This is a genomic window from Candidatus Hinthialibacter antarcticus, from assembly GCA_030765645.1.
GTDB classification, from domain to species: domain Bacteria; phylum Hinthialibacterota; class Hinthialibacteria; order Hinthialibacterales; family Hinthialibacteraceae; genus Hinthialibacter; species Hinthialibacter antarcticus.
On sequence record JAVCCE010000029.1, the window covers coordinates 18,297 to 27,138 of the forward strand.

General features: G+C 53.2%; 5 protein-coding genes. 3 read left to right on the plus strand and 2 right to left on the minus strand.

Annotation, left to right across the window (positions count from 1 at the left end; genetic code table 11):
• Positions 1-167 precede the first annotated feature (167 nt).
• Positions 168-1,658, minus strand: a complete 1,491-nt coding sequence (lysS, locus tag P9L94_07750; GenBank protein ID MDP8243959.1) for a lysine--tRNA ligase — start codon at positions 1,656-1,658, stop codon at positions 168-170.
• A 161-nt stretch (positions 1,659-1,819) separates the two neighbouring features.
• On the opposite strand from lysS, the gene P9L94_07755 reads away from it, so the two are divergent.
• On the plus strand, positions 1,820-2,452 hold the full coding sequence (locus tag P9L94_07755; protein MDP8243960.1) for a hypothetical protein: 633 nt from the start codon (positions 1,820-1,822) through the stop codon (positions 2,450-2,452).
• A gap of 546 nt (positions 2,453-2,998) precedes the next feature.
• Here P9L94_07755 and fusA read toward each other — a convergent pair.
• Positions 2,999-5,092 carry an elongation factor G gene (fusA, locus tag P9L94_07760; GenBank protein MDP8243961.1) on the minus strand — a complete coding sequence of 698 codons (2,094 nt, stop codon included), beginning with the start codon at positions 5,090-5,092 and terminating at the stop codon, positions 2,999-3,001.
• Between the two features lie 493 nt (positions 5,093-5,585).
• Here fusA and P9L94_07765 point away from each other — a divergent pair, with 493 nt between their 5' ends.
• Together P9L94_07765 and P9L94_07770 are read left to right on the plus strand one after the other, a co-directional pair.
• Positions 5,586-6,515 carry a lysylphosphatidylglycerol synthase transmembrane domain-containing protein gene (locus tag P9L94_07765; protein ID MDP8243962.1) on the plus strand — a complete coding sequence of 310 codons (930 nt, stop codon included), beginning with the start codon at positions 5,586-5,588 and terminating at the stop codon, positions 6,513-6,515.
• 340 nt (positions 6,516-6,855) lie between these two features.
• On the plus strand, positions 6,856-8,646 hold the full coding sequence (locus tag P9L94_07770) for a phosphoenolpyruvate carboxykinase (GTP) (protein MDP8243963.1): 1,791 nt from the start codon (positions 6,856-6,858) through the stop codon (positions 8,644-8,646).
• The last annotated feature ends 196 nt before the right edge of the window (positions 8,647-8,842 follow it).

Here is an 8,842-nt window from a genome sequence, read left to right on the forward strand (position 1 = left end):
CGTTGAGAAAGGCATGGGCGCAACTCTGCTCGCTTCAGTGCGGGCTTTCAGGCCCTATTGCACAGGCGCTCTCAGAGTCGCACCCATGCCAATGTTGGTTTATCACTAATGGATATGTCGAATTACTTTTTCGTAATCATTGTTATTGATATCGCTTAGATGCGTGTTTATTCTTCCTCTGCTTTCGATTGCAGCGGGCGCATCAGCGGGAAATAGACCGTGTTTTTGATATTCTCTTCATTGGTGAGCAGCGCGGTGAAGCGGTCGATGCCCATGCCCCAGCCGGAGATCGGCGGCATGCCGTATTCCATACAGTGAACGTAATCTTCATCGAACGGCATGGCCTCATCGTCGCCCGCGTCACGCAGGTTTTGTTGAGACATCAAGCGGTCGCGCTGGTCGACCGGATCGACCAGTTCTGAATACGCGTTGACGATTTCCATGCCCGCGACCACCAATTGAAAGCGGTCGGTGATGGTGGGATCGTCATCGTTGGCGCGCGCCAGCGGCGAAAGTTCTTTGGGGTGCGAGGTTAAAAACAGCGGCGCGACCAGGTTCGGACGGCAGGTCTTTTTATAAAGAACATCCACCAGCGCGCCCCAGCCTAATCCGCCAAGGTCAATGTCTTCGAGTTTGATGCTCTTGTCAGAAATCGCCTGCATGAGCGCTTCTTTGGTTTTGTGTTCGTTGATGTCGATGCCGGCGTATTGCTCAATCAATTCTTGCAGCGACTTGCGCGGCCAGGGCGTGGTGAAGTCAATCGTCTGCCCCATGTATTCCACCTGCATCGAGCCGCACACGGTCTCGACGGTATGCGCCAACATGCGCTCGGTATAATCCATGTTGTCTTCAAAGTTCCAATAGGCCGCGTAATATTCAAGCATCATGAATTCCTGCAAGTGCGCGGCGGAGATGCCCTCATTGCGAAAACACTTGGCGAACTCAAACACCTTGTCATAACCGCCGACGATCAAGCGCTTGAGGTAAGTCTCCGGCGCGATGCGCAGAAACACGTCGATGTCCATCGAATTGTGATGAGTGACGAACGGCTTGGCCAATGCGCCCGACGGCTTCGATTGCAGGATAGGGGTTTCGACTTCGATGAAGCTGTCGTCTTCGAGAAAACGGCGGATGGTCTTAATCACGGCGGCGCGCAGCGTGAAGCATTTGCGCGAGTCTTCGTTCATGATCAGATCGAGATAGCGGCGGCGGTAGCGCGTCTCGAGGTCGGTGAGGCCGTGCCATTTTTCGGGCAGGGTCTGCAGCGACTTGGCGAGCAGCTGCATCGAATCGGCTTTGACGGTGGTCTCGCCCGTCTTGGTGACGAACATCTCGCCCTCAACGCCGATGAAGTCGCCGATGTCAACGTATTTTTTGAAGAAGGTATATTGTTCGTCGCCCAGGTCGTTTTTGGTGAAACACAATTGCAGTTTCGCTTCGACGTCTTGAATATGGGCGAAACTGAGTTTGCCCATCTTGCGAATGGCAATCACCCGGCCCGCGACCTTGACGCCTTTGGCGCCTTCTTCGAGCTGGTTGGCTGCTTTGAGCGAGTGGGTCTTCTCGTAACGGTCAGGATAGGGATTCACGCCCAACGACCGTAATTCGTTAATCATTTCGATGCGCTCGTCACGCAGCGTCTTCTTGGTATCCGCCATGTTTTCATTCCTATTACGTAATTTGAAACAAGAATAAAAGTATAGCGGTTGGGACGCCGCCTCCCCAGCGTTGTGGAGATAATCAGCACGGTTTTTGCTCTATGTGATAGTATCTTGGCAAGCGCTTGGCGAAATCGCGTAGGCGCTATGGGAGACTTACAATGAAAAAGACGCTCATTTTTCTATTATTAAGCGTATTCATATTACAGCCGCTTTTCTGCGCTGATGACGACGGCGTGGACGTGTTTCGCTTACAGGTGCGGGTCATTTTTGCCGACTCGACCGGAATTCGCGGCGCCTTACCCAAAGAACTGGGCGACATGGGCCTGACCCTGCGCAAGTATTTTGACTACCCCGCGTTTGAGTTGTCGAACACCATCCGCCTGTCGACGTTCAGCGACGAGGACGCGGTCGCGCTGGTGTTTCCCGACCATTACCTGCGCATCACCCCTAAGGGAAAAACCAAGGACGCGATCAAAGCCAAGCTCGAATTGTTTTACCTGCCGCAGAACACCGCCGAGCGCACCCGCATCACCGCTGGCGGCGTTGATGACGCCCCCAAGGTGCGGCTTGATTCGGTTTCGCGGGCAGGGCGCGACGAGCCGATGCCGATTATCAGTTCAGCGGTGTTGGTGGACGACCGGGACTGGGAGGCTTTCGGCGGCGTCCCGGTGCGTTACAACAGCCAGGGGACGCTGCAATCGAACACGCTGTCCAGCGGCGGCTTTTCAACTTCCACCGAACCCACCGGCCGCAAACGCTATTTAATTTTGGCCGTGCGTGTAGAGAAGTAGAGGGCGGCCTCGCCGCCTTTTTGTGTTGTATCTAGATGAGTGGCAAGGGCAAGGCTGAATAAAATGAAGCCAGCCCTTGATGCAAACCATGCTGATTTTTGCAATGAAAGAATGATGAAATCAAAACGTAACATGAGTGTCATTACGAGGGAGCCCGCCACAGCGGACGACCGAAGTAATCTCTCGTATTGATACCGGGATTGCTTCGCTCTGCTCGCAATGACACAAACAATAGGCGCAGGCAGGAGGCTGGGTGAGGGGTGTCCGATAACGCTGCTACACAGCGAAAAGCCAATTTACTAGAGCGCCGTTGTCCACAACGGCATTCACCGATACGAGTATAGGCAGGCTCCTGGTGAGCCGCATGAAAAGAAAACGCGTTGCACCCGAATCCCCCCGGCGTTTGCAACGCCACCCCCCTTATTAAGGGGGGGCCAGGGGGGATCAATCGAAGCAGCCCACCGGATAGAACTAGCGGTGGGCAATAAAAAAAAGGGCGCGGAATCCGCGCCCTTTTCGATGGCAGTTGATAATGCGCAGAACGGCTTACGCCGCGCCGCGCTGATGAATTTTGTCTTTGCGGTTTTCCACAATCTCTTCGGCGATGCTGTTCGGAACGGCCTCGTAATGCTCAAACTGCATGCTGAACGAACCGCGCCCCGAGGTGATGGTACGCAGTTCGGTCGCGTAACCAAACATTTCCGCCAGCGGAACCATCGCCTTAATGATGTTGGCGTTGCCGAGCGCGTCCATGCCTTGGATGCGTCCGCGCTTGCCTGACAGGTTGCCGTTGACCGAACCGGCGTATTCAGACGGCGTGGTGACCGAAACGCGCATGACCGGCTCTAACAATTGCGGTTTCGATTTCATAAACGCTTCCCTGAAGGCCTGGCTCGCGCACGTACGGAACGCGCGTTCGGACGAGTCAACGTCGTGATACGAACCATCATAAAGCGTCGCTTTGACGTCAACGATGGGGTACCCCGCAAAACAGCCGCGCTTCATCACGTCGATCATGCCCTTTTCAACCGCAGGGATGTATTCGCGTGGAATCGAACCGCCCACGATTTTATTAATGAACTCAAATCCATCGCCCGCCGGATTCGGTTCCAGTTTAAATGTAACGTGAGCGAAGTCGCCCTTACCGCCAGACTGTTTCACGTAGCGGTGGTTCATGTCGTACTCTTTGGTCATGGTTTCGCGGTAAGCGACCTCAGGACGGCCAACCGTCGCCGAAACCCCGAATTCGCGTTTTAAGCGGTCCACCAGAATGTCGAGGTGAAGTTCGCCCATGCCCGCGATGACGGTTTCGCCGTCGGCTTCGCCGGAACTGACCACAAAGGTCGGGTCTTCTTCGGCCAACTTGCCAAGGCCGATGCCGAGTTTGTCGCTGTCGCCTTTTGATTCAGGCTGAATGCTGACCGCGATAACCGGCGCCGGAAACTCAATGGCTTCGAGAACCACCGGATGGTTCACATCGCAAAGCGTGTCGCCGGTTGTGGTGTCGCTCAGCCCGACCGCAACGCCAATGTCGCCGCAGTCAATCTGGTCTTTTTGCTCTTGCTTAATCGCGTGCATCTGCAAGAGGCGGCCAATGCGCTGTTTGTTGCCCTTCGTAGAGTTCATAATGTATGAACCCGCCATCATGGTGCCTGAATACACGCGGAAGAAAACCATCTTGCCCATGTGTTTGTCGGTCATGACCTTGAAGGCCAAAGCCGCCACCGGGCCGTCGGGGTCTGCGCTTCGGGATACTTCTTTATCATTATGCAGGCCAATGACGGGAGGCAGATCAACCGGAGACGGCAAGAAGTCGACTACGGCGTCAAGCAAGCGTTTTACGCCTTTATTTTTGAAGGCGGTGCCGCAAAGCGTCGGCGTGATAGTGCGGGCCAGGGTGGCGCGGCGGATGCCGTCCATCAGTTCCTGGGTAGAAATTTCTTCGCCTTCGCAGAATTTTTCGAGAAGTTTTTCGTCGGTCTCGCTGACTTTTTCAATCAGATACTTCAACCACTTATCGCGCTCTTCTTTGTATTCCGCCGGGACGGGTTCGTCATGGCGCTTATCGCCCGCCATGTCGTCGTAGTAGTGAGCGACGTTATGAATCAGGTCGATGACGCCGTCGAGGCCGTCGTCGTTCATCATGGGGATGACGATGGGCACCGGATTGGCGCTGAGTTGTTTTTGCATGCAGTCTAATACGCGAAAGAAGTCGGCCCCGGCGCGGTCCATCTTGTTGACGAAGCCAATCACGGGCACTTCATATTTCTGCGCCTGGCGCCAAACCGTTTCGGTTTGAGGTTCAACCCCCGCGACGCCGCAGAACAAGGCGATGGCGCCGTCTAAAACGCGCAAGGAACGCTCGACCTCAACGGTAAAATCGACGTGGCCCGGCGTGTCAATGATGTTGACGCGGTGATCGCGCCAAAAACAGGTGGTTGCCGCTGAGGTAATGGTGATCCCCCGCTCGCGTTCCTGGTCCATCCAGTCCATGGTGGCTTCGCCGTCATGCACTTCGCCGATTTTGTGCGACTTCCCGGTGTAAAATAGGATGCGTTCCGTTACTGTGGTCTTGCCGGCGTCGATGTGCGCCATGATTCCGATGTTGCGTACACGTTCTAGGGGTACCTTTGCTGCCATGATATTTCCTCGCTTACAGGATTAAGGACTCTTGTCCCTTATAAGTTCACTTTCGTTGCGCTTCGGCCTTTTTCAGTCGCCATGCGCACGTCTTGACTGTTCGCGCTTGCACACGATCTTTCCTATTCACTCATCTCCCGAAATTAAAACGTCAAGGAATTACAACCATCAAACGGAAGGGGATTCGAAGAAGGCGCTACTCTTACGTCTGGTCTTTTACATCGTCCATTCCGGCGACTTGGATCAAAAGTCACAAGCAGAAAATTGTATTACTCAAATGCAGAAAAGTCAATCGTCTAATTATAATATTCCTTTCAACCTTTCTAAAGCCGAAGCGGAATGGCTTGCCGCTACGCCATGATTTTGCAGCAGTTGGCTTGTTTTTGAGTCTATTATGACCAATTGTTGTGAGAAAATAGCGCCAAGCAATACTGATGCTGCACTCAAAAGCCGGATATGATTCTCTACAACGAATTATAAAACGTAGGAACCTATGAAAAAACTCGTTCTTTGGGCTGTCACCGTTATCGTTTTTGGGCTGCTGTTCACCGCTGTAGACCCCTCGCAGGCGCTTGAGGTTCTGGCGAACGCTCAGTGGTTGCCGCTGTTGGCGGCGGCGGCGCTGACCTTTGTGTTTCCGGTTTTGAGCGCGTTGCGGTGGAAGTGGATCATGATGCGGCTCGACGCCCCCATCTCGTTCTGGAACAGCCTTAAATTGATTCTGGCAGCATGGCCGTTGGCGGCGGTGACGCCTGCAAAATCCGGCGACTTGATTAAAGTCGTCTTTCTTAAAGAAGTTCTCCCTTACGGCCAAACCACAGGGTTACTCATCGCAGAGCGCCTGATTGACGTCGCGGTGTTAAGTTTCAGCGCTTCAATTGGGGGGCTTTTGTTGGGATTTCCGCTCATCGCCGCCATTGGCGCGTCAATCTTTCTTGGCGTGGTGGGCGCGTTTGTGTTTCTGGCGATTGGGCTGGCCCGAATGTTGCCGCAGAAGTTCCGTACGCTGGGCGAAGACGTGATTTTGGCGTCGCGCCGACTTTATACGGACCCGACAGCCTTTTTTTGGATCGTATTGATTACCTTCGCCAACTGGTTCGCGTCGTATTTGCAAACTTGGCTGTGTTATCAAAGCCTGCAAAGCGATATTTCGTTGGCGTTTGTCTGCGCTGCGCTGCCCATCGCAATTTTCGTCGGGCTTCTACCAATCACCACCGCCGGCATGGGGACCCGCGACGCCGCCCTGATCTACCTGTTTCAGGGGTATGCGACTTACGAAACCAATTTTGCCGTAGGCGTTTTATATTCAATTTTCGGTTATTGGCTGCTAACGGTCGTCGGGTTGCCGTTTATGCGGATGGCTTTTAACGGCAATCTGCTGGGAGTCGATTCATCAACGCTGCAAAGTAAAATAAAAAAGTAGTAGATAGCAGAGAAAATAACCAGTAAAATCATTCGATACACCAAGTGCGCTATAAATCGAGGTTCTTGGTTTTCACAGTAAATTATTCATCAAATTCTAATTCATCATAGCTTCCGCCTTTTCAAAAGGTTGGTATGATATGGTTAAGAGTCAAAAAGCAAGATAAATTATTATCCATATAATAAGGAGTTCAGTAAATAGATAAACATGATAAAATAACTCCTTCCTGACTGATTCAAAAAAGTTTAACTTTTAACGATAACAAAGTACCACCCCATTCGCATAGATCTAAATTTATCCAGTTCTCTAAGGATATTCCCGCTGGAAAAAGGAGCGCAGCATGACGAAAACCAACAACAAGAAATTGCTTGACTGGGTGTCTGAAGTAGAAGCCATGTGTAAACCCGACGAAGTCGTCTGGTGTGATGGCAGCAAAAAAGAATACGACGACCTGATGCACCTCATGGTCAACGCTGGTCAAGCGCAACGCCTTGACGACAAAAAACGCCCCAACAGTTTTCTGTTTCGATCTGACCCCTCAGATGTCGCCCGCGTCGAAGACCGCACCTACATCGCCTCAAAAAATGAGGAAGACGCCGGCCCGACCAATAATTGGGTAGATCCCGATCAATTAAAAGAAGACATGAAAAAATCGTACGACGGCTGCATGAAGGGTCGCACCCTGTACGTCATTCCGTTCAGCATGGGCCCCATTGGATCGCCCATTGCCAAAGTCGGCATTGAGATAACCGATAGCGCTTATGTTGTGGTTAACATGCACATTATGACCCGCGTCGGCGATAAAGTTCTCGAAGCCCTGGGCGACGACGGCGAGTTTATCCCTTGCTTGCACTCAATCGGCTCTCCATTGGAAGACGGCAAGGCCGACTCGCATTGGCCCTGCGCCCCGATTGAAGAGAAATATATCTCTCATTTCCCCGAAGACAATTTGATCTGGAGTTACGGCTCCGGTTACGGCGGAAACGCGCTGTTGGGTAAGAAATGCCTCGCGCTGCGCATCGCTTCCGCTATGGCGCGCCGCGAAGGCTGGATGGCTGAGCACATGTTGATCTTGCGCCTCACGAGTCCTGCAGGCAAACAATATCACATCGCCGCCGCGTTCCCCTCGGCCTGCGGTAAGACCAACCTGGCCATGTTGGAACCGACCATCCCCGGTTGGAAATGCGAGTGCGTCGGCGACGACATCGCCTGGATGAAAGTCGGCGACGATGGACGCCTCTATGGCATCAATCCAGAAGCGGGCTTCTTTGGCGTCGCGCCCGGCACCAGCTACAAAACCAACCCGATGGCGATGGAAAGCATCAAATCGAACTCGATTTTCACCAACTGCGTCATGACCGATGAAGACGATGTCTGGTGGGAAGAAATGGACGAACCTTGCGGTCACGGCGTCAACTGGTTAGGCCGCGAGTGGCACCCTGAATCGGGCCGCAAAGGCGCTCACCCCAATGCGCGCTTTACCGCGCCCGCCAGCCAATGCCCGGTGATCTGCCCTGATTGGGAAGACCCCAAAGGCGTACCCATCGACATCTTCTTGTTCGGCGGACGCCGCGCCAGCACCATCCCGCTTGTGACCGAATCATTCGGCTGGGACCACGGCGTTTACATGGGCGCGACCGCCGCGTCAGAACGCACCGCCGCCGCGCTCGACGTCAGCAGCAAACTGCGCCGCGATCCGTTCGCTATGTTGCCGTTCTGCGGCTACAACATGGGCGACTACTTCCAGCATTGGTTTGACATGGGCGATAAATTGGGCGACAAAGCCCCCAAAATCTTCTTCGTCAACTGGTTCCGTAAAACCGAAAGCGGAAAATGGTTGTGGCCGGGCTTTGGCGAAAACAGCCGCGTGTTGAAATGGATCTGCGAACGTCTCGAAGGCAAAAGCGATGCGGTTAAAACCCCGTTTGGCAACTTGCCGACCGAAAGCGCCATCGACCTCAGCGGCCTCGACATTCCCGCTGACGACATGAAAGAACTGTTGCGTGTCGATAATGCCGCCATGTTGGAAGAACTGCCCAGCCTGGATGAGTACTTCAAACAATTTGGCGACAAACTGCCCGCGCGTATGAGAACTCAGTTGGAAGAATTAAAAGCGCGTCTCAGCAAATAAGCGCACCTTTGTTTTCGCGTAAAACACGAACAGGGACGGTCAATCGACCGTCCCTGTTTTTTTTAGCCGGGTAGCGACTGTCTTGGTTGTCAAGTTGTTTTTTCTGGTGAAAGTGGTTTGGCGATGACATTGAGGATACATAGAAGTTTTCGCATTGCAGCAATGAGAGCGGTCATTTTGGCTTTTCCGTTCGCAA